The sequence below is a fragment of the Streptomyces sp. XY006 genome (genome assembly GCF_002237655.1).
GTDB lineage: Bacteria > Actinomycetota > Actinomycetes > Streptomycetales > Streptomycetaceae > Streptomyces > Streptomyces levis.
Window position 1 is genome coordinate 103,760 of record NZ_NOKT01000012.1, and the last position, 19,498, is coordinate 123,257.

Here is a 19,498-nt window from a genome sequence, read left to right on the forward strand (position 1 = left end):
CCGCCGACGGCTCACGTCCCGGTTACAAATCACTCAACCACTGGTTGCGGCGCGGTAAGCAGGCGACGATGGGCACATGACTCTGGCCCAGCACGCCCTGGAGCGTCTGCAGGCCTGGCCCGACCTGACAGCGGGCCCGGCGAGTTGCGGCACCGGACGGGCACTCCGTTCCGTCCGCGACGAGATCGTCCACTTCCACTCGAACCGGGACGTGGACCTCCACCTCACCCGCCAGGCCATTCAGCGCTTCCACTACGACCTGTCCGGGTCGAGCGCGATCCACCTGGTTCCGGGTTCGTGCTGGCTGACGGTCCACCTGGACTGCGAGGCGGACGTCGACCTGCTGCTCACGCTGGTGAGCATCGCCCTCAAGACCCACCAGACCCGGCCGTCCGCCGGCGAGGCCGGGCCGACCGGCTGCAACTTCCACCGGGTCACCGTGCTGCCGCGCGACGCGGTGGCGGGCGGCTGAGCGTTGGCGACCGGACGACCCGAGGCCGCCAACGTCGAGGCCTGGCAGGCCTACGGCACCCACCACCTGCGGCGTGGCACGGTCCTGCCCGAAGCGGCGCGCGTCGACTGGGGCTTCGAGGGCGGGGGGCCGGGGGTCGAGGTGCTCGGGGAGCTCGCCGGGCGGCGGGTGCTGGACCTCGGCTGCGGTCCGGCCCGGCACGCCGCTCATCTGGTCCGGGCTCATGGCGCGCTGGTGGACGCGGTCGACGCCTCGGCGGGTCAGTACGAGCGGGCCCGCGCCCGGTACGGCTCCCTGCCCGGGCTGCGGCTGGTCCTGGCCGACGCGGTGGAGCACCTGCGCGCGTCGGAGCCGTACGACGTCGTCTACTCGGTCAACGCCGTCCCGTACATCGACCCGCACCGGCTGCTGCCCGCCCTGGCCGGGGCGGTCAAGCCGGGCGGCAGGCTCTGCTTCACGGTGCTGCACACCAACTCACGGGGTGACGGGCCGTCGGACCGGGTGGCGGCCCGGCCCGAGATCCTGCGGCTGGCCGGCGGCGGAGAGCTCACGGTGCACATGTGGGTCCTCACGACCGACGTGTGGACGGCCCTGCTCACCGAGTACGGGCTGCGCGTGGAGCACGTCGACGTGCTGGACGCGCCCGAGCCGGGCAACCGGGCCTCCTACCGGCTGTTCCGGGTGACACGGCCGGTCCGGGTCTCCTCCAGGCCGCGTACGGACAAGCCGCCGGTGGCGCACGCGGCGCTCGGGGTGGGTGCCATCCTGCACGGGCCGCGCGGCGTGCTGCTCGGGCGGCACCGGCACGGGACGTGGGAGCTGCCCGGCGGGACGGTGGAGCCCGGGGAGTCCTTGCAGGAGGCGGTCGTGCGCGAGCTCGGCGAGGAGACCGGCCTCGCCGCGAGGCCGGAGGACGTCCGGCTGCTCGGGACGCTCCTGGACGACGCGGGCGGGGTCGTGCGGGTGACCGTGGCCGCCCGGGTCACGGCCTGGCGGGGTGAGCCGTCGGACCAGCCCGGGGAGAGTGTGGGCCGCTGGCGCTGGTTCGCGCCGGACCGGCTGCCGGAGCAGCTCTTCGTGTGCAGCGCACAGGCCCTCACGGCCTGGCGCCCCGCGCTGCCGATCGACCACGCCCCAGCGCGTTTCACGCCGTACGGCACCGGAACGGGCAACCGCTGACGCACCCGGAGGAGTGCGTTTTTTCAGCCGTTCCCGCGTTGTCGGCGCTCGGCCACCCCGGTGGCCCGTGCGGTCTGGTGCACTGCCCCTGAGTGTCGGGACATCTGACGAGACATCAGGGGGCATGGTGACCGGTCGTCACAGACACGGAGCGGGACGGGCGGTGCTGGCGCTGCTCACGGCGTTCGCCGCGCTGGCCGGTGCGGGCCTGGCGGGGGCGGCCCCGGCCGGCGCCGTGCAGAAGGGCGTGCGGATCGCGCCGGGCGTCACGTACGAGCAGTTCGACATCAAGGCGGCGAAGGGGGTGACGCGTGCGCACCTGGTGCGGGTCGACCTGGGCAATCCGCAGGTGAAGGTGGATCTGCTGTATCCGGGGGCGGTGGCCTCCCGGGCGCAGGTCTCGCGGATGGCCGATGCGCAGGGGGCGGTCGCCGGTGTCAACGGCGACTTCTTCAACATCAGCGAGACGCAGCACCCGGGTGTGGAGGTGACGGGGGCGAGCGTGGGTCCGGCGATCGCGGCCGGGCGGACGCTCAAGGCGGCGGTGCCCAAGGGGCAGCGTTTCGGGCCGGCGCTGCCTCCGGGCACGACCACGCAGGACGTGTTCGGCGTCGGCACCGACAGTGTGGCGCGGCTGGACAGGCTGGCCCTGGACGGCTCGGTCCGCACGGCCGAGGGGCAGTTGCCGCTGGGGGGACTCAACCAGTACGCGCTGCCGGTGGGTTCGGTCGGGGCGTTCACGTCCGAGTGGGGCAGTGTCTCCCGGGTACGCGCCACCTGCGGTACGGACACGGACCGGGGCGCGCCGTGCAGCACCGACACGTACGAGGTGACGGTCCGTGACGGCAAGGTCGTCTCGGCCGCCGACACCCCGGGCAGCGGCGCCATCGCCGACGGGACGACGGTGCTGGTCGGCCGGGAGGCGGGCGCCCAGCAGTTGCGCAAGCTGTCCGCGGGTGCGGCGGTGGAGGTCGAGCACCGTCTCGTGGCGGCCACGGACGGCGCCGCGTACCGGCTCGCGCTGGGCGGCTACCCGGTCCTCGCGGGCGGGCAGCCGCTGTCGGGGCTGGACGACACGACGTCGGCCGTCCGCACGGCCGTGGGGATCGCCGACGGCGGGCGGCGCGTGCTGCTGCTCGCCCTGGACGGCGCAGCCGCCTACCGCAGCGGCCTGACCATCGCGGAAGTGGCGGACACCATGCGGAAACTGGGCGCGGCCGACGCGTTCAGCCTGGACGGCGGCGGCTCGTCGACGCTGGTCGCCCGGAAGCCCGGCGCGAGCGCGGTCACGGTCCGCAACCACCCCAGCGGGGGCGCCGAACGAGCCGTCCCCAACGGAATCGGCGTGTTCTCAGCGCCGTGAGCGCCGTGAGCCCGAGTCAGGGCCGCAGGCTGCTGACGATGTCCGCCGTTGCCGTGAGGCCGCTGTGGATGGTGGGAGCGATGCTGGTGCTCGCCAGGTAGAAGCCGAGCAGCAGGCAGACCAGCGCATGGGAGACCTTCAGCCCGCCGTTGCGCAGGAAGATCACCGCCAGGATCACGAGCAGCAGCACCACAGAGATGGAAATGGCCATCGTCGACTCCTCCGCCACGCCGCCTTGTCCGGTTCACGGCGTTCGGCCGTAAGTGTGGCGTAGCGGAGGGTTCGTCCGGGCGGCTGACCTGTCCGCCGAACGTGTGGTGTTCGGCCCGTGTCTACGCCGTCCGGCGGGCGTCGAGGAACGCCTCGAGGCCGGCGAGGTCGTCGGTGTTGAGGTGGTCGACGTCGGCGGCGAGCAGTTCGCCCCAGAGTGCGTCGCGGGCGGGTCCGGGCAGGTCCGGGGTCCCCCAGAAGCGCACTCGCCGGCCCTGCCGGTGGGCGGCGCCGACGATGTTCCGCAGCTTCTGCCGTTCGGCCTCGGGGAACGCGCCCACGCCCCGCCAGGTGAAGTTGAGCGTCCAGTTGTCGCTGATCAGCGGGATGAAGGAGGCCGGGGCCTGGCCGCCGAGGTCGGCGAGGCGGCCGTCGTAGAAGGCGCGGCGGACGGTCTGGGCCTCCATCGGGACGCGGGCGGCGCGGTCGCCGGAGATGACGGCGGTGACCGGGCCGCGGTGGACGCGGCCGTGGGCGTAGGTGGTGAACAGGTGCCGGTAGCGCCGGAGGTGGCGGTCGAGTTCCCGGTAGGTCGACGAGCCCTCGGTCTTGATGTCGATCAGCAGTTGCAGCGATCCGCGGTGCCCCCGGTACACCCGGCCGTGGTGGGCCCGGACGCGGGCGGCGAGCGGGTCGAGGTAGAGGGACTCCAGGGTGCGGGAGGGGTCGAGGTCCTCCGGGTCGTGGGCGACGAGGAGTTGGTCGCCGACGAGGTGGATGTCGGCCTCGACGCTGCCGAAGCGGTGGTCGAGGGCGTCGAACAGCGGGCGCGGGTGCTCGTAGTCGTTGTGGGCGTGGGCGCGCCACAACGGGCGGGGCCGGTGGCCTCGTTCACCGGCCGAAGCGGGGGCCGCGGGAAGGGCGATCGGGCCCGCGAGGGCCGCGCCGAGGGTGGTGAGGGCTCTGCGACGGGTGGTGAGGGCCATGCTCTGCCTCCCTGGAGGTGCCGTACGGGAACCCTGCGAGTATGGGGTGGGGACGGCTCCAAGAGGCAGGCCTGGGAGCGGAGTTGGCCGGGTCGCCGCCGCGCGTTCACTTCACGGGCGCAGGGCGCACGGAAAAGCCCGCCCCGGGTGGGGCGGGCTTTGCGCGCGGGCCGGCCGGATGTGTCCGGGTGTCCGCCGGGTGTACGTCAGGGGGCCTGGAGGTCCACCAGGTGGGCCAGCGCCTCCCGGTGGGCGCCCGCGGTGCCGTAGGCGATCGAGTCGGCCTTCGCCCGCTTCAGGTACAGGTGGACCGGGTGTTCCCAGGTCATGCCGATGCCGGCGTGCAGTTGCAGGGCCTCCTCGGCGGCGTGGACCGCGACGGGTGCCGCGTAGGCCTGGGCGACGGTGACCGCCACGTCGACGTCCTCGCCGGTCGTCAGGGCGTCGGCCGCGTTGCGGGCGGCGGCGCGGAGGTTGACGACCTCCAGCCAGAGCTGGGCGAGCCGGTGCTTGAGCGACTGGAAGCCGCCGACGGGCCGGTTGAACTGCTTGCGGTCCTTCAGGTAGCGGACGGTCTCGGTCAGCGTCCATTCCGCGAGGCCGAGTTGTTCGGAGGCGAGCAGTCCGGCTCCGGTGCGCAGGGCGCGCCGGACGGCGGGTTCGGCGTCGCCCAGCAGCCTGCCCGGGGCTCCGTCGAAGGTGACGGTGGCGAGGGGCCGGGTCAGGTCCAGGGAGGTCTGCGGGGTGACGGTCGCGGCGGCGGCGTCGACCGCGTACAGGCCGCCGTCGTCGGCCGGCACCAGCAGGACGTCCGCGGCGGCGGCGTCGGCGATGCCGGTCAGTTCGCCGTGCAGCAGGCCGTCCTCGTGCCGGACGGTGCGGAGGGCGGTGCCCGGCGCGACGTGGAGGGCGACCGCGAGGGCGCCGATCGTCGTCCCGGTCGCCAGCTCGCGCAGCAGGTCGTCGGCGCCGCAGGCCAGCAGCGCCTCGGTGGCGACGACCGCGCTCGTCAGATACGGCACGGGCGCGACCGCGCGGCCCAGTTCCTCCAGTACCACGGCGGCTTCACGGTGGGTGGCGCCCTGGCCGTCGAGTTTCTCGGGCACCAGCAGTCCGGCGAGGCCCATGCCGTCGGTGAGGGCCTTCCACAGGGCCCGGTGGTGCGGGGTGTCCGACTCGGTGCGGGCGATGACGCCGGGCGCGTCGCAGTGGTCGGTGAGCAGGTCGCGGACGGCGGCGCGCAGCGCCTCCTCCTCTTCCGCGTACAGCAGGTCGCTCATCGGGCGAGGTCCTTCCAGGCGACGTCCTTGTCGGTGCGCGGCTCGGGGGGCAGGCCGAGGACGCGCTCGGCGACGATGTTGAGCAGGACCTCGCTGGTCCCGCCCTCGATGCTGTTGCCCTTGGAGCGCAGGTAGCGGTAGCCGGCCTCGCGGCCGGTGAAGTCGACCAGCTCGGGGCGCCGCATGGTCCAGTCGTCGTACAACAGGCCCTCCTCGCCGAGGAGTTCCACCTCCAGGCCGCTGATCTCCTGGTTGAGGCGGGCGAAGGCCAGCTTCATGCCGGCGCCCTCGGGGCCGGGCTGGCCCGCGACGAGCTGCTGGCGCAGCCGCTCGGCGGTGAGGCGGGAGACCTCGGACTCCACCCAGAGCTTGAGCAGCCGCTGGTGCAGGTCGTGGGTGCGCAGCTCGGGACGCTCGCGCCAGGTCTTCGAGACGGGGCCGATCATGCCGCCCTCGCGGGGCAGCCGCATGCCGCCGATGGCCACGCGCTCGTTGTTCAGCGTGGTCTGGGCGACCTTCCAGCCGTCACCGACCGCGCCGAGGCGCCGGGAGTCGGGGATGCGGACGTCGGTGAGGAACACCTCGTTGAACTCGGCCTCACCGGTGATCTGCCGCAGCGGGCGCACCTCGACGCCCGGGTCGGTCATGTCGCAGACGAAGTACGTGATGCCGCGGTGCTTGGGCACGTCCGGGTCGGTGCGGGCGATGAGGATGGCCCAGCGGGCGACGTGCGCGCTCGACGTCCACACCTTCTGCCCGTTGACCACCCAGTCGTCGCCCTCCCGCACGGCCCGGGTGCCGAGCGCGGCCAGGTCGGAGCCGGCGCCCGGCTCGCTGAACAGCTGGCACCAGACCTCCTCCCCGGTCCACAACGGCCTCAGGTAGCGCCGCTTCTGCTCCTCGGTGCCGTACTGGAGGATGGTCGGCGCGGCCATGCCGAGGCCGATGCCGATGCGCCGGGGGTCGTTGTCGGGCGCTCCGGCGGCTTCCAGCTCGGCGTCCACGACGGCCTGCAGCGAGCGGGGCGCGCCCAGTCCGCCGAGGCCCTGCGGGTAGTGCACCCAGGCGAGTCCGGCGTCGAAGCGGGCCCGCAGGAAGTCCAGGCGGTCGGTGGAGGCCGGCGGGTGGGCGGCCAGCAACTCCCGTGTCTTGCCGCGCAGTTCTTCGGCGGTGGTCATGCTGACTCCTCCAGGACGACGGCGATCCGGCCGGTGGTCAGACCGTCCGCGACCCGCTGCACGGCGGCGGCCGCCTCGCCGAGCGGCACGCGCTCGCTGACCAGCGGCTTGATGGCGCCCCGGGCGGCCAGTTCGGTGAGTTCCTCGTGGCAGCGCCGGACCAGTTTCGGGTCCTTGGTGTTGTACAGGCCCCAGTGCAGGCCGAGGATCGAGTAGTTCTTCACCAGGGCGTGGTTGAGGGCGGGGCTGGGGATGGTGCCGCCGGCGAAGCCGACGACGATGATCCGGCCCTCGAAGGCGACGGTCTTGGCGGACTGGGTGTAGGCCTCGCCGCCGACCGGGTCGTAGATCACGTCGGCGCCCTTGCCGCCGGTGGCCTCCTTGACGGCGGCGACGACGTCCTGGCTGCGGCGGTCGATGACCACGTCGCAGCCCAGGTCCTTGGCGACGGCCGCCTTCCCGGAGCCGCCGACGACACCGATGACGGTGGCGCCGGCGGCCTTCCCGAGCTGCACGGCCGCGCTGCCGACCCCTCCTGCGGCAGCGTGGACGAGCAGGGTCTCCCCGGCCTGCAGGGCGGCCCGGCGGTGCAGGCCGAACCAGCCGGTCTGGTAGCCGATGTGCAGCGCCGCGGCCTCGGCGTCGTCGAGGGCGTCGGGGGCGGGCAGCAGGGCGGCGGAGTCGGCGACGGCGTACTCGGCGAAGCCGCCGTGGGGCAGCGCCGGGTTGGCGATCACGCGGCGTCCGTCCTCGGTCTCGCCGCAGATCTCCACGCCCGGCGTGAACGGCAGCGGCGGCCTGACCTGGTACTGGCCGCGGCACAGCAGGGCGTCCGGGAAGTTGATGTTCGCGGCGCGCACCTTCAGCAGGACCTGGCCCTCGCCGGGCGTGGGCGGCTCCGCCTCTTCGAGGCGCATCACCTCGCTCGGCTCGCCGTTCTCGTGCACGTGCCATGCCTGCATGCGGTGCCTCCACGGGGGACTGCTTCGTCTGACCGGGGTCGTTCGCATACTAAGCGGTCGCTTGCCGATCAGGGAACAGTCTCCGGGAGAAGAGTCCGGCCGTCTTGTATCGCGTGCGTCACGACCGCTTCGGCCGCGCCCGCACGTGCATCCGCTCCCCCTGCGGCCCGAACAGGCTGAGGAATTCCACGGGCCCCTCCCCCGTCGACCCGAACCAGTGCGGCACCCGGGTGTCGAACTCGGCGGCCTCCCCGGCCGTGAGCACCACGTCGTGCTCGCCCAGCACCAGCCGCAGCTTCCCGGACAGTACGTACAGCCACTCGTAGCCCTCGTGCGTGCGCGGTTCCGGCTCCAGCCTGCGCCGGGGCTCGAGCACCTTGTAGGCCTGGAGGCCGCCGGGCTGGCGGGTGAGGGGCCAGTGGGTGCGGCCGTACATCTCGATCGGTTTGGCGCGCACCCGGGGATCGCCGGCCGGCGGCGCCCCGACCAGGTCGTCGAGCGCCACCTGGTGGGCGCGCGCGATCGGCAGCAGCAGCTCCAGACTGGGTTTGCGCAAGCCGGACTCCAGCCGCGAGAGGGTGCTGACGGAGATGCCGGTGGCTTCGGAGAGCGCCGCCAGGGTCACCTCCCGGTCCTTGCGCATCTGCCGCAGCCGGGGGCCGACGCCCGCGAGTACCTCGTCCGTGGTCATGGTCGTATTGCAGATTCGGCAAACGCGTTTGTCAATCCCGTACCGCCGGGCGACGCTCGGGGTACGGAGGTGGTCACATGACCGAGAAGTACGCAGTGGTCGTCGTCGGCGGGGGCGCGGCGGGCCTGTCCGCGGCGCTGGTGCTGGGGCGGGCCCGGCACCGCACGCTGGTCGTCGACGCGGGCGAGCCGCGCAACGCGCCCGCCGCGCACATGCAGGGCTACCTGACGCGGGACGGCATGCCGCCCGCCGAGTTCCTGGCGATCGGCCGGGAGGAGGTCGCGCGCTACGGCGTCGAGCTCGTGCGGGACCGGGTGGTGGACGTCGAGCGCGGTGAGGACTTCGCCGTGGTGCTGGCCGGCGGCCGGACCGTGCGGGCCCGGCGGCTCGTCGTCGCGACCGGGCTGAAGGACGAGCTGCCCGCGGTGCCCGGAGTCGCCGAGCGGTTCGGCCGGGACGTGCTGCACTGCCCGTTCTGCCACGGCTGGGAGGTGCGCGACCAGCCGTTCGGGGTGCTCGCGACCAGCCCGGCGAGCGTGCACCAGGCGCTGATGGTGTCGCAGTGGTCTAAGGACGTGCGGCTGTTCCTGCACACGGTGGCCGAGGCGGAGCTGTCCGACGAGGATCTGCGCCGGCTCGCCGCGGCCCGGGTGGACGTGGTGCCCGGGGAGGTCGCGGAACTGGTGGTCGAGGACGACCGGCTCACCGGGGTCCGGCTGGCGGACGGCACGACGCACGCCCGCCCGGTGCTGTTCACCGCCCCGCGGCCGGTGCCGCAGACCGGCCTGCTGGAGCGGCTGGGCGCCGAACTGCACGAGACGCCGTTCGGCGCGTACCCGGTGGTCGACGCGACCGGCCTGACGACCGTGCCGGGCGTGTGGGCCGCGGGCAACGCGATCGGCTTCGCCGAGCAGGTCGTGCACGCGGCGAGCGGCGGCTACCGGGCCGCGTCCGCGATCGTCGGGGACCTGCTGATGACGGACCTGGACGCGGCCGCCCAGGTGTAGAGGCACCGCCCGCGGTGCACCATGACTGCATGCTGCTGCACCGGCTGGCCCGCGTGTCCCAGGAGGTCGCCGCCACCTCGGCGCGGTCCCGGAAGACGGCTCTGCTCGCGGAGCTCTTCCGGGACGCCGAGGCGGAGGACGTGCCGATCGTCATCCCCTATCTGGCCGGGCGGCTGCCGCAGGGCCGGATCGGCGTGGGCTGGAAGGTGCTGAGCCGCCCGGTCGGCCCGGCCGCGGAGCCGAGCCTGACCGTGCGGGACGTCGACGCCCGGCTGTCGGAGCTCGCCAAGGTGTCCGGCCCGGGCTCCCAGGCGGAACGCACCCGGCTGGTCGGTGAGTTGATGGGCGCGGCCACCGCGGACGAGCAGCGGTTCCTGCTCGGGCTGCTCACCGGGGAGGTCCGGCAGGGCGCGCTGGACGCGGTCGCGGTCGAGGGCCTGGCCCAGGCCACCGGGGCGCCGAGCGCGGACGTACGGCGGGCCGTGATGCTCGCCGGTTCCCTCCAGGCCGTCGCCGAGGCCCTGCTGACGGACGGCCCGGCTTCCCTCGAACGGTTCCGCCTCACCGTCGGCCGCCCGGTGCTGCCGATGCTGGCGCACAGCGCCTCCTCGGTGGCGGAGGCGGTGGACAAGCTCGGCGCCTGCGCCGTGGAGGAGAAGCTGGACGGCATCCGCGTCCAGGTGCACCGCGACGGCGACAGGGTGCGGCTGTACACCCGCACCCTCGACGACATCACCGACCGGCTGCCCGAAGTGACGGCCGCGGCGCTGGAGTTGCGGGGCGAGCGGTTCATCCTGGACGGCGAGGTGATCTCCTTCGACGCGCAGGGGCGGCCCCGTTCGTTCCAGGAGACGGCCGGGCGGGTCGGCTCCCGCACGGACGTGGCGACGGCCGCCCGCGCGGTCCCGGTCGCCCCCGTCTTCTTCGACGTCCTGTCGGTGGACGGCCGCGACCTGCTCGATCTTCCGTTCACCGAGCGGCACGCCGAGCTGGCCCGGCTCGTCCCCGAGCCGATGCGGGTGCGGCGCACGCTGGTGGCCGGGCCGGACGAGACGCGCACGGCGGAGGAGTTCCTCGCGGAGACCCTCGGGCGCGGCCACGAGGGCGTCGTCGCCAAGGCCCTCGACGCCCCCTACAGCGCGGGCCGGCGCGGCGCGTCCTGGCTGAAGGTCAAGCCCGTCCACACGCTCGACCTGGTCGTCCTGGCCGCCGAGTGGGGCCACGGCCGCCGCACCGGCAAGCTCTCCAACCTCCACCTCGCCGCCCGCACCGCCGACGGCGGCCTCGCCATGCTCGGCAAGACCTTCAAGGGCATGACCGACGCGATGCTCACCTGGCAGACCGAACGGCTCCGGCAGCTCGCCGTCGACGACGACGGCCACGTGGTGACCGTCCGCCCGGAACTCGTCGTCGAGATCGCCTACGACGGGCTGCAGCGCTCCACCCGCTACCCGGCCGGCGTCACCCTCCGCTTCGCCCGCGTGATCCGCTACCGCGAGGACAAGCGCCCGGAGGACGCCGACACGGTCGAGACGCTGCTGGCCGCCCACCCGGAGGTCAAGCCGTGAAGCGCAGCGCCGGTCTGCTGCTGTTCCGTCCCTCCGGCCAGGGCTTCGAGGTCCTGCTCGGCCACATGGGCGGCCCGTTCTTCGCGCGGCGCGACGCCGGGGCGTGGACCGTCCCCAAGGGCGAGTACGAGCCGGACGAGCCCGCCTGGGACGCCGCCCGCCGCGAGTTCCAGGAGGAACTGGGGCTGCCCCCGCCCGACGGGGAGGCCATCGACCTCGGCGAGGTCCGGCAGACCAACGGCAAGATCGTGACCGTCTGGGCGATCGAGGCGGACCTCGACCCGGCGGCGATCGTGCCCGGCACGTTCCGGATGGAGTGGCCGCCGCACTCCGGCCGGCTCCAGGAGTTCCCCGAGCTGGACCGGGTGGCCTGGTTCGGGCCGGAGCGGGCCCGCGAGGTGATCGTCAAGGCGCAGGTGGCGTTTCTCGACCGCCTGGCGGAGCACTCGCCCTGAGGAGACGCTCCCGCGTTGCGGTCCCCTCCGCCGCGCGGGAAGGTCGAGACACAGCCCGCTCCCAGGGAGGTCAGCCATGCCCATCGCAACGGTCAACCCGGCGAACGGCGAGACGCTCAAGACGTACGAGGCCATGGGCGAGGAGGAGATCGAGCGCCGGCTCCAGCTCGCGGAGGCCACGTTCCGCACGTACCGGACGACGACCTTCGCCGAGCGGGCCCGGCTGCTGCGCCGGGCCGCCGACCTCCTCGACGAGGACCAGCAGGACATCGCCCGGGTGATGACCACCGAGATGGGCAAGCCGATCCAGCAGGCCCGGGCCGAGGCGGCGAAGTGCGCCAAGGCGATGCGCTGGTACGCCGACCACGCCGAGGAACTGCTCGCCGACGAGGAACCCTCCGAGGCCGACGTCAAGGACTCCGGCGCCTCCCGGGTCCGGGTCCGCTACCGTCCGCTCGGCCCGGTGCTGGCGGTCATGCCGTGGAACTTCCCGCTGTGGCAGGTGGTGCGCTTCGCGGCGCCCGCTCTGATGGCGGGGAACGTCGGCCTGCTCAAGCACGCCTCGAACGTGCCGCAGACCGCCCTCTATCTGGAGGACCTCTTCCACCGGGCGGGCTTCACCGAGGGCTGCTTCCAGACCCTGCTGATCGGCTCCGCCGCGGTGGACGACATTCTGCGCGACGAGCGGGTCAAGGCGGCCACGCTCACCGGCAGCGAGCCCGCGGGCCGCGCGGTCGCCTCCACCGCCGGAGAGATGATCAAGAAGACGGTGCTGGAGCTGGGCGGCAGCGACCCGTTCGTCGTGATGCCCTCCGCCGACCTCGACCGGGCCGCGAAGGTCGCGGTGACCGCCCGGGTGCAGAACACCGGGCAGTCCTGCATCGCCGCGAAGCGCTTCATCGTGCACGCGGACGTCCACGACGCGTTCGCCGAGCGCTTCGCCGAGGGCATGCGGGCGCTGAAGGTCGGTGACCCCCTGTCCGACGAGACCGAGGTCGGGCCGCTCTCCAGCGAGCAGGGGCTGCGCGATCTGGAGGAACTGGTCGACGACGCGGTGCGCGGCGGTGCGCGGGTGCTGTGCGGTGGTGAACGGCCGGAGGGTCCCGGCTGGTACTACACGCCGACGATCCTCTCCGGCATCACGCGCGAGATGCGGATCCACCGCGAGGAGGCGTTCGGGCCGGTCGCCACGCTGTACCGGGTGGCCGACCTGGACGAGGCGGTGCTGGTGGCGAACGACTCTCCCTTCGGGCTGAGTTCGAACGTGTGGACGCGCGACGAGGCGGAGGTGGACCGGTTCACCCGGGACCTGGAGGCCGGGGGCGTGTTCTTCAACGGGATGACGGCGTCCCATCCGGCGTTCCCGTTCGGCGGGGTGAAGCGGTCCGGGTACGGGCGTGAGCTGTCCGGGCACGGAATCCGCGAGTTCTGCAACATCACCACTGTTTGGCATGGTGCGTGAGTGTTGCGGGGCTACGATCCCGTCTGTGAACCGCGAAGTGACTCTGCCTCTGATCGTCGACGACCGCGGGACCCTGCAGGTGGCTGCGGCGGATGTCAGCAAGCTGTTGCGGACGGTGGGGGGTCGGTGGGTCCGGCTGGTGGAGGACGGGGAGTCCGGGCTGGACGAGGACACGGTCGCGGCGCTGACCATCGAGCTGGCGAAGCTGGCCGACCGTATCGACGTGGCGTGCATCGCGCACAGCAGCGGGACCGCGACGTAGCGGTCAGTGGGACATCGTCCCGCTGAGCGCCGACCAGAAGCTCGCCTCGTAGTGCTGCAGCAGCCGGCCGTACGTGCGGGCCCGCCGCTCGTCGAGGCGCCCGGTGTCCACGGCCGCCCGCACCGCCCCCTCCGCCAGCCGGTCCAGGTCGGGTGAGGGCTCCGCGAAGAAGTCGAAGAAGGCGCAGGCCTCGTCGCCGAGGCCGTAGTGCTCGCGCAGCGCGGTGGCGATGGCCGCGCAGTAGCCGCCCCACGCCGAGAAGTTGGCCGTCAGGGCCAGGACGGCGTCCGCCGGTGCGGCGTTGAGGGCCAGCCACGCCACGTACGCGGGGTACGCCTGCGCGCCGGGGAGCGGCTCGTACGACGCCTGCTCGGCACCGCAGGCCCGTGCGAAGGCGACCAGCCGCTCCCCGGCCAGCGCCTCGCCCTGCGCGAGGGTCGTGAAGAAGGCCGCCGCCTCGGGGTCGGTCGCCTCGGAGCGCACGGCCAGGTGCTCGAACGCGCAGCGGTCCGCGGGGATCACCCAGGTCTGTTCCAGGGCGAGCGCGGCGAGGGTGGCGCGGGGTGCCGTGCCGGCGGCGATCCGGGGGACCACGGGGTTGGCCTCCGGGTCGGGGGCGAGGGCCGCCGTGGTCGTGCGCAACAGGTCCCGGGCGGGGTGGGTCATCGCGTCCTCCGTCGTCAGGGTGTCGGGTCGAGCCTGGCACGCGGTCCCCGAGACGGAGTAGTCCGGCGCGAAGTCGGCCTGCCGAAGGGTGATCGTGGGTGTACCACCCTAGAGGTGAACCACCTTCTGACCGGGGGGCGAAGGGCCTTCCGGGAGGCGAAAGCAGGCACGGTTCATGGCGACTTTGTGCAGACCTTCGGTGTCCGTTCCAGAGCACGTGATCACGATGGAGGAGACGCTTGAGCTGGCGCGTGAGCGCCACGCCGACCACCCCCAACTGCCGCTGGCCCTCCGGCTGATCGAGAACACCGGTGTGCGCACGCGGCGCATCGTGCAGCCCATCGAGGAGACCCTGAAGCATCCGGGGTTCGAGGACCGCAACAAGCTCTACGAGGCCGAGGCCAAGGCGCGGGTGCCCGCGGTCATCCAGCGGGCGCTCGACGACGCGGAGCTGCTCGCCACCGATGTGGACCTGATCATCTACGTGTCGTGCACGGGCTTCATGATGCCCTCGCTCACGGCCTGGCTGATCAACGAGATGGGCTTCGACCCGACCACCCGGCAGCTGCCGATAGCCCAGCTGGGCTGCGCGGCCGGCGGGGCGGCGATCAACCGGGCGCACGACTTCTGCACGGCCTACCCCGAGGCCAACGCGCTGATCGTGGCCTGCGAGTTCTGCTCGCTGTGCTACCAGCCCACCGACATCGGCGTCGGCTCGCTGCTGTCCAACGGTCTGTTCGGCGACGGCATCGCGGCGGCCGTGGTCCGCGGCCGGGGCGGCGAGGGCATCGCTCTGGAGCGCAACGGCTCGTACCTGATCCCCAAGACCGAAGAGTGGATCATGTACGACGTCAAGGCGACGGGTTTCCACTTCCTGCTGGACAAGCGGGTCCCGGCCACCATGGAGCCGCTCGCGCCGGCGCTGAAGGACCTGGCAGGCGAGCACGGCTGGGACGCCTCCGACCTGGACTTCTACATAGTCCACGCGGGTGGGCCCCGCATCCTCGACGACCTCAGCACCTTCCTGCACGTCGACCCGCACGCCTTCCGCTTCAGCCGGGCCACGCTCACCGAGTACGGCAACATCGCCAGCGCCGTCGTCCTGGACGCGCTGCGCCGGCTGTTCGACGAGGGCGGCCCCGAGCACGGGGCGCGCGGGCTGCTGGCCGGGTTCGGACCCGGTATCACCGCCGAGATGGCCCTGGGCCGCTGGCACCGCGCGGACGAGACGAAGTGAGATGAGCGAAGAGACGATCACCCAGACGCCGCCCCCGGTCCGGGAGTGGCCCGCGCTGGACCTGTCCGGTGCGGACTTCGACCCGGTCCTGCGGGAACTGATGGACGAGGGCCCGGTCACCCGCATCAAGCTGCCCAACGGTGAGGGCTGGGCCTGGCTGGTCACCCGCTACGACGACGTGCGGATGGTGACCAACGACCCGCGCTTCGGCCGCGAGGCCGTCATGGACCGGCAGGTCACGCGGCTGGCCCCGCACTTCATCCCGTCCCGGGGCGCGGTCGGCTTCCTCGACCCGCCGGACCACACCCGGCTGCGGCGCAGCGTCGCGGCCGCCTTCACGGCACGGGGCGTGGAGCGGGTGCGCGAGCGCTCCCGCCGGATGCTGGCGGAGCTGGTCGACGAGATGCTGCAGGACGGCCCGCCCGCCGACCTCACCGAGGCCGTGCTCGCCCCGTTCCCCATCGCGGTGATCTGCGAGCTGATGGGCGTCCCGGCCGCCGACCGGCACGACATGCACACCTGGACGCAGCTGATCCTGTCCTCCGCGCACGGCGCCGAGGTCAGCGAGAAGGCCAAGAAGGAGATGGGCGCCTACTTCGCCGACCTGATCGGCCTGCGGGAGGGCGCCACCGGCGAGGACGTGACCTCGCTGCTCGGCGCCGCGGTCGGCCGGGGCGAGGTCACCCTGGAGGAGGCGGTCGGACTCGCCGTGCTGCTGCAGATCGGCGGCGAAGCGGTCACCAACAACAGCGGCCAGATGTTCTACGTGCTGCTGACCCGCCCCGACCTCGCCGAACGGCTGCGGGCGGAACCGGAGATCCGCCCCCGGGCCATCGACGAGCTGCTGCGCTGGATCCCCCACCGCAACGCGGTCGGGCTCTCGCGGATCGCCCTGGAGGACGTGGAGATCGAGGGCGTGCGGATCCGGCAGGGCGACGCGATCTACGTGTCGTACCTGGCGGCCAACCGCGACCCGGACGTCTTCCCCGACCCGGAGACCATCGACTTCTCCCGCAGTCCGAACCCGCACGTCTCGTTCGGCTTCGGACCGCACTACTGCCCGGGCGGCATGCTGGCCCGGCTGGAGTCGGAGCTCCTGGTCGACGCGCTCCTCGACGGCGTGCCCGGTCTGCGGCTCGCCGTGCCGGCCGGGGACGTGCCCTTCAAGAAGGGCGCGCTGATCCGCGGGCCCGAGGCCCTGCCCGTCACGTGGTGAGCCGGCGATGACGGCGACGGAGGGCCTGCTCGTCCCGCCCGGTCAGGGCCGGGTCGTGCAGGCCCCCGCCCAGCACGTGACGTTCAAGGTGACCGGCACCCACTCCCGCATGGCCTCCACCTTCGAAGTGGTGGTGCCACCGGGATTCGACGTCGGAGCCCATGTGCACACCCGCAGCGAGGAGTTGTTCTACGTCCTCGAAGGCGAGCTGGACGTGCTCGCCTTCGAGCCGCGGGTGCGCACCCGCGACCACTGGCAGCGGTGGGAGTCCACCTCGGGCAGCCGGGTGGTGCGGGCGACGCCGGGAACGGTGATCGTCGTGCCCCCGGGGTGCCCGCACGCGTTCGCCAACCCGACGGACGAGCCCGCGAAGATGTTCTTCCAGGCGAGCCCGCCGCCGGACCACGAGCGCTACTTCGAGGAGCTGCTGGAGATCCTCGCCGGCGGGGGCCCGCCGGACCACGCGGCCATCGAGGAGCTGCGGGCGCGCTACGACATCGAGCAGCTGACGCCGCTGCGGCACCGTTAGCGGGCGTCAGCGGATGGGCACGCCGGCGAGGGTGCGGGCGATGACCAGGCGCTGGATCTCGCTGGTGCCTTCGAAGATGGTGTAGATCGCCGCGTCGCGGTGCATGCGCTCGACCGGGTACTCCCGGGTGTAGCCGTTGCCGCCCAGGATCTGGATGGCCTGGGCGGTGACCTTCTTGGCGGTCTCGCTGGCGAACAGCTTGGACATCGAGCCCTCGGCCGCCGTGAACGGCTTGCCGTTGATCGCCATCCAGGAGGCGCGCCAGACCAGGAGCCGGGCCGCGTCGATGGAGGTGCGCATGTCCGCGAGCTGGAACGCCACGCCCTGGTTGTCGACGATCGGCCGGCCGAACTGCTCGCGGGTGGTGGCGTAGTCGAGGGCGACCTCGTAGGCGGCGCGTGCGGTGCCGACGGCCATGGCGCCGACGGCCGGGCGGGAGGCCTCGAAGGTGGCCATGGCCGCGTTCTTCACGCGCTCCCCGCCCTGCCTGGCCTTCTCGCGGGCCCGGGCGAGCCGCTCGTCGAGCTTCTCCTTGCCGCCGAGCAGGCAGGAGCCGGGGACGCGCACGTTGTCCAGGATGACCTCGGCGGTGTGCGAGGCGCGGATGCCGTGCTTCTTGAACTTCTGGCCCTGGGACAGGCCCGGCGTGCCCGGCGGGACGATGAAGGAGGCGTGGCCCTTGGAGCCGAGCTCGGGGTCGACGACCGCGACCACGACGTGGACGTTGGCGATGCCGCCGTTGGTCGCCCAGGTCTTGGTGCCGTTGATGACCCACTCGTCCTTGGCCTCGTCGTACACGGCGCGGGTGCGCATCGAGGCCACGTCGGAGCCGGCGTCGGGCTCGGAGGAGCAGAACGCGGCGACCTTGACGTCGTTGGCGTCGCCGTACATCTGCGGGATCCAGGTGCCGATCTGCTCCTCGGTGCCGTTGGCGAGGACGCCGACGGCGGCGAGGCCGGTGCCGACGATGGACAGGGCGATGCCCGCGTCGCCCCAGAACAGCTCCTCCATCGCCATGGGGATGCCGAGACCGGTGGGGTCGAAGTACTGCTGGGCGTAGAAGTCCAGGGAGTAGATGCCGACCTTGGCCGCTTCCTGGATGACCGGCCAGGGAGTGTCCTCACGCTCGTCCCATTCGGCGGCCGCGGGCCGGATCACGTCGGCGGCGAAGCCGTGGAGCCAGTCGCGGACCTCCTTCTGTTCGTCGTTGAGCTCCATGGTGAACTCGGCCATGTCGGTCCCCTCCAGCGGCACACGTGCATGTTACTTGCGGTAACACCAGTCTGTTACCGGTGGGTAGTCCGCGTCAACTCCTACCGACCGGTCGGCACCCTTTCGGTGTCCGGGGCGTGCTTCAGTGTTAGTTTGCGCAGGCGTCATCGAAACAGCACGGGTGGGGAGAGCACATGGACACCACGCAGCGGACCGACCAGCAACGGTCCGCCGACCGCCGACGGCGTGAACTGCTGGAGGCCGCCGACCGGGTGGTGCTGCGCGACGGCCCGCAGGCCTCGATGAACGCGATCGCAGCGGAGGCCGGCATCACCAAGCCGATCCTCTACCGGCACTTCGGCGACAAGGGCGGACTTTACGCGGCCCTTGCCAAGCGGCACACGGACGCGCTGCTGGACTCGCTGCGGGCGGCGCTCGACGCGCCGGCGGACCGGCGCGAGCGGGTCGAGGCGACGCTGGACACCTACCTCGCGGCGATCGAGGCGCGGCCCCAGGTGTACCGGTTCCTGATGCACCCGGCGGAGGGGAGCCAGCCGGGCGACCAGGGTTTCGACGTCGGCAAGCACAGTGCGCCGCTGCTGCGGCGGATGGGCGAGGAGCTGGCGCAGGTCATTGAGGAGCGGCTGGATCTGGGGCCGGGCGGACAGCAACTCGCTCGCGTCTGGGGACACGGGATCGTCGGCATGATGCACGCGGCCGGGGACTGGTGGCTGGGCGAACGGCCGTGTTCCCGTGCGGAGTTGGTGCGGAGTCTGGCCGACCTCTTGTGGGGTCGCCTTGCCGCTGCGGGAGACAAGATCGGCGGTCCGGGGTTCTGACCGCCGGATCTCGGATGCGGGCCGGTGGGGGCTGGTCGCGCCCACGCGGCGGAGCCGCATATCGGATACGGCCCCGCGCCCCCGAGGCAACGGCCCTCAGGCGTTCCACGAAGCCCGGGCCACCTGGCGCATCAGCTTGCGTCGGCGCCAGCCCTTGAGGTGGTCCGCGTAGACGCGGCCCTCCAGGTGGTCGCACTCGTGCTGCAGGCAGCGGGCGAAAAAGCCCGTGCCGTGCAGGGTGACCGGTGCGCCGGTCATGGTGAAACCCTCGACCACCGCGTGGTCGTGGCGCTCCGTGCCCGCTTCCAGGCCCGGCAGGGACAGGCAGCCCTCGGGGCCGCGGATCACCACCCCGTCCGTCGTGACGAGGCGGGGGTTGACCACGTGGCCGAGGTGGCGGACGTCCTCGTCGTCGGGGCAGTCGTAGACGAAGACCCGCAGCGGCTCGCCGATCTGGTTGGCCGCCAGGCCCACGCCCCGGGCGGCGTACATCGTCGCGAACAAGTCCTCGACCAGCCGGGCCAGTTCGGGGCCGAAGTCGGTGACCTCCGCGCAGGGCGTGTGCAGGACGGGGTCGCCGTGCAGGGTGAGGGGTCTCACGCGGCCGCGGGCGCCGGGGATGGGGCTCTGTCGCATGGCCGCAAGAGTAAGGTCCTGTCGGTGCGCGCCTCCCACACGAGTTCGCCACGGTGCCGCGGTTCGGGAGTGCGAATGGATCTCGATA

Annotated in this window: 20 protein-coding genes and 1 pseudogene; 12 read left to right on the forward strand and 9 right to left on the reverse strand. The window is 72.8% G+C overall.

What is annotated here, in order from left to right:
- Window positions 1-76: 76 nt before the first annotated feature.
- The 3 genes from CHR28_RS15795 (at window position 77) to CHR28_RS15805 (ending at window position 3,014) form a co-directional block, all read left to right on the forward strand.
- The gene (locus CHR28_RS15795) at window positions 77-472 is read left to right on the forward strand and encodes a luciferase domain-containing protein (protein WP_094054272.1); all 396 of its coding nucleotides are present in this window, start codon (window positions 77-79) and stop codon (window positions 470-472) included.
- A 3-nt stretch (window positions 473-475) separates the two neighbouring features.
- On the forward strand, window positions 476-1,651 hold the full coding sequence (locus tag CHR28_RS15800) for a bifunctional class I SAM-dependent methyltransferase/NUDIX hydrolase (protein WP_094054273.1): 1,176 nt from the start codon (window positions 476-478) through the stop codon (window positions 1,649-1,651).
- Between the two features lie 124 nt (window positions 1,652-1,775).
- A complete protein-coding gene (locus tag CHR28_RS15805) occupies window positions 1,776-3,014 on the forward strand; it encodes a phosphodiester glycosidase family protein (protein ID WP_179272460.1) in 1,239 nt (412 codons plus the stop codon).
- Between the two features lie 16 nt (window positions 3,015-3,030).
- Here CHR28_RS15805 and CHR28_RS15810 read toward each other — a convergent pair whose 3' ends face one another.
- The 6 genes from CHR28_RS15810 to CHR28_RS15835 all read right to left on the reverse strand — a co-directional run bounded on the left by CHR28_RS15810 (window position 3,031) and on the right by CHR28_RS15835 (window position 8,321).
- The gene (locus CHR28_RS15810) at window positions 3,031-3,225 is read right to left on the reverse strand and encodes a hypothetical protein (RefSeq protein ID WP_031114944.1); all 195 of its coding nucleotides are present in this window, start codon (window positions 3,223-3,225) and stop codon (window positions 3,031-3,033) included.
- Window positions 3,226-3,346: 121 nt separating this feature from the next.
- Entirely contained in the window at window positions 3,347-4,210 is an 864-nt protein-coding gene (locus CHR28_RS15815) for a phosphatidylinositol-specific phospholipase C/glycerophosphodiester phosphodiesterase family protein (protein ID WP_094054274.1), read from the reverse strand.
- A 206-nt stretch (window positions 4,211-4,416) separates the two neighbouring features.
- A complete protein-coding gene (locus CHR28_RS15820) occupies window positions 4,417-5,490 on the reverse strand; it encodes an acyl-CoA dehydrogenase family protein (protein WP_094054275.1) in 1,074 nt (357 codons plus the stop codon).
- Window positions 5,487-6,668, reverse strand: coding sequence for an acyl-CoA dehydrogenase (locus CHR28_RS15825; protein WP_094054276.1), 1,182 nt, complete (start codon window positions 6,666-6,668; stop codon window positions 5,487-5,489). Before CHR28_RS15825 ends, CHR28_RS15820 begins: the two co-directional genes overlap by 4 nt.
- Window positions 6,665-7,630: an NADPH:quinone oxidoreductase family protein gene (locus CHR28_RS15830; protein WP_094054277.1), complete on the reverse strand. Its 966-nt coding sequence runs from the start codon at window positions 7,628-7,630 to the stop codon at window positions 6,665-6,667. Before CHR28_RS15830 ends, CHR28_RS15825 begins: the two co-directional genes overlap by 4 nt.
- Window positions 7,631-7,748: 118 nt before the next feature.
- Complete coding sequence (locus tag CHR28_RS15835; protein ID WP_094054278.1) at window positions 7,749-8,321, reverse strand: helix-turn-helix domain-containing protein; 573 nt, start codon at window positions 8,319-8,321, stop codon at window positions 7,749-7,751.
- A 77-nt stretch (window positions 8,322-8,398) separates the two neighbouring features.
- Between CHR28_RS15835 and CHR28_RS15840 the strand changes: the two genes are divergently transcribed.
- The 5 genes from CHR28_RS15840 (at window position 8,399) to CHR28_RS15860 (ending at window position 13,075) form a co-directional block, all read left to right on the forward strand.
- Window positions 8,399-9,328 (forward strand): NAD(P)/FAD-dependent oxidoreductase, encoded by a 930-nt coding sequence (locus tag CHR28_RS15840; RefSeq protein WP_094054279.1) that lies wholly within the window; start codon window positions 8,399-8,401, stop codon window positions 9,326-9,328.
- Window positions 9,329-9,357: 29 nt separating this feature from the next.
- The gene (locus CHR28_RS15845) at window positions 9,358-10,896 is read left to right on the forward strand and encodes an ATP-dependent DNA ligase (protein ID WP_094054280.1); all 1,539 of its coding nucleotides are present in this window, start codon (window positions 9,358-9,360) and stop codon (window positions 10,894-10,896) included.
- A complete protein-coding gene (locus tag CHR28_RS15850; protein ID WP_094054281.1) occupies window positions 10,893-11,351 on the forward strand; it encodes an NUDIX domain-containing protein in 459 nt (152 codons plus the stop codon). The genes CHR28_RS15845 and CHR28_RS15850 overlap by 4 nt, the downstream gene beginning before the upstream one ends.
- 76 nt (window positions 11,352-11,427) lie before the next feature.
- Window positions 11,428-12,813, forward strand: coding sequence for an NADP-dependent succinic semialdehyde dehydrogenase (locus CHR28_RS15855; protein ID WP_094054282.1), 1,386 nt, complete (start codon window positions 11,428-11,430; stop codon window positions 12,811-12,813).
- Between the two features lie 25 nt (window positions 12,814-12,838).
- Complete coding sequence (locus CHR28_RS15860) at window positions 12,839-13,075, forward strand: DUF6213 family protein (protein ID WP_094054400.1); 237 nt, start codon at window positions 12,839-12,841, stop codon at window positions 13,073-13,075.
- Between the two features lie 3 nt (window positions 13,076-13,078).
- Here CHR28_RS15860 and CHR28_RS15865 read toward each other — a convergent pair whose 3' ends face one another.
- A complete protein-coding gene (locus tag CHR28_RS15865; protein WP_094054283.1) occupies window positions 13,079-13,741 on the reverse strand; it encodes a transcriptional regulator in 663 nt (220 codons plus the stop codon).
- A 169-nt stretch (window positions 13,742-13,910) separates the two neighbouring features.
- Here CHR28_RS15865 and CHR28_RS15870 point away from each other — a divergent pair.
- The 3 genes and pseudogenes from CHR28_RS15870 to CHR28_RS15880 form a co-directional block, all read left to right on the forward strand.
- Window positions 13,911-14,978 (forward strand): annotated as a pseudogene (locus CHR28_RS15870) (type III polyketide synthase); the annotation flags it as partial.
- A 1-nt stretch (window position 14,979) separates the two neighbouring features.
- A complete protein-coding gene (locus CHR28_RS15875) occupies window positions 14,980-16,194 on the forward strand; it encodes a cytochrome P450 (protein ID WP_094054285.1) in 1,215 nt (404 codons plus the stop codon).
- Window positions 16,195-16,201: 7 nt separating this feature from the next.
- Window positions 16,202-16,723 (forward strand): cupin domain-containing protein, encoded by a 522-nt coding sequence (locus CHR28_RS15880; RefSeq protein WP_094054286.1) that lies wholly within the window; start codon window positions 16,202-16,204, stop codon window positions 16,721-16,723.
- Between the two features lie 6 nt (window positions 16,724-16,729).
- On the opposite strand, the gene CHR28_RS15885 is transcribed toward CHR28_RS15880, so the two are convergent.
- Window positions 16,730-17,956 (reverse strand): acyl-CoA dehydrogenase family protein, encoded by a 1,227-nt coding sequence (locus tag CHR28_RS15885; protein ID WP_094054287.1) that lies wholly within the window; start codon window positions 17,954-17,956, stop codon window positions 16,730-16,732.
- 173 nt (window positions 17,957-18,129) lie between these two features.
- Here CHR28_RS15885 and CHR28_RS15890 point away from each other — a divergent pair, with 173 nt between their 5' ends.
- Window positions 18,130-18,774 carry a TetR family transcriptional regulator gene (locus CHR28_RS15890; RefSeq protein ID WP_094054288.1) on the forward strand — a complete coding sequence of 215 codons (645 nt, stop codon included), beginning with the start codon at window positions 18,130-18,132 and terminating at the stop codon, window positions 18,772-18,774.
- A gap of 96 nt (window positions 18,775-18,870) precedes the next feature.
- On the opposite strand, the gene def is transcribed toward CHR28_RS15890, so the two are convergent.
- Entirely contained in the window at window positions 18,871-19,410 is a 540-nt protein-coding gene (gene def / locus CHR28_RS15895) for a peptide deformylase (protein ID WP_094054289.1), read from the reverse strand.
- Between the last annotated feature and the right edge of the window lie 88 nt (window positions 19,411-19,498).

Coding starts and splice junctions, on each gene's coding strand:
- CHR28_RS15795 (WP_094054272.1), top strand. CDS start 77: ATGACTCTGGCCCAGCACGCCCTGGAGCGTCTGCAGGCCTGGCCCGAC.
- CHR28_RS15805 (WP_179272460.1), top strand. CDS start 1,776: ATGGTGACCGGTCGTCACAGACACGGAGCGGGACGGGCGGTGCTGGCG.
- CHR28_RS15810 (WP_031114944.1), bottom strand. CDS start 3,225: ATGGCCATTTCCATCTCTGTGGTGCTGCTGCTCGTGATCCTGGCGGTG.
- CHR28_RS15815 (WP_094054274.1), bottom strand. CDS start 4,210: ATGGCCCTCACCACCCGTCGCAGAGCCCTCACCACCCTCGGCGCGGCC.
- CHR28_RS15820 (WP_094054275.1), bottom strand. CDS start 5,490: ATGAGCGACCTGCTGTACGCGGAAGAGGAGGAGGCGCTGCGCGCCGCC.
- CHR28_RS15825 (WP_094054276.1), bottom strand. CDS start 6,668: ATGACCACCGCCGAAGAACTGCGCGGCAAGACACGGGAGTTGCTGGCC.
- CHR28_RS15830 (WP_094054277.1), bottom strand. CDS start 7,630: ATGCAGGCATGGCACGTGCACGAGAACGGCGAGCCGAGCGAGGTGATG.
- CHR28_RS15835 (WP_094054278.1), bottom strand. CDS start 8,321: ATGACCACGGACGAGGTACTCGCGGGCGTCGGCCCCCGGCTGCGGCAG.
- CHR28_RS15840 (WP_094054279.1), top strand. CDS start 8,399: ATGACCGAGAAGTACGCAGTGGTCGTCGTCGGCGGGGGCGCGGCGGGC.
- CHR28_RS15845 (WP_094054280.1), top strand. CDS start 9,358: ATGCTGCTGCACCGGCTGGCCCGCGTGTCCCAGGAGGTCGCCGCCACC.
- CHR28_RS15855 (WP_094054282.1), top strand. CDS start 11,428: ATGCCCATCGCAACGGTCAACCCGGCGAACGGCGAGACGCTCAAGACG.
- CHR28_RS15865 (WP_094054283.1), bottom strand. CDS start 13,741: ATGACCCACCCCGCCCGGGACCTGTTGCGCACGACCACGGCGGCCCTC.
- CHR28_RS15875 (WP_094054285.1), top strand. CDS start 14,980: ATGAGCGAAGAGACGATCACCCAGACGCCGCCCCCGGTCCGGGAGTGG.
- CHR28_RS15880 (WP_094054286.1), top strand. CDS start 16,202: ATGACGGCGACGGAGGGCCTGCTCGTCCCGCCCGGTCAGGGCCGGGTC.
- CHR28_RS15885 (WP_094054287.1), bottom strand. CDS start 17,956: ATGGCCGAGTTCACCATGGAGCTCAACGACGAACAGAAGGAGGTCCGC.
- CHR28_RS15890 (WP_094054288.1), top strand. CDS start 18,130: ATGGACACCACGCAGCGGACCGACCAGCAACGGTCCGCCGACCGCCGA.
- def (WP_094054289.1), bottom strand. CDS start 19,410: ATGCGACAGAGCCCCATCCCCGGCGCCCGCGGCCGCGTGAGACCCCTC.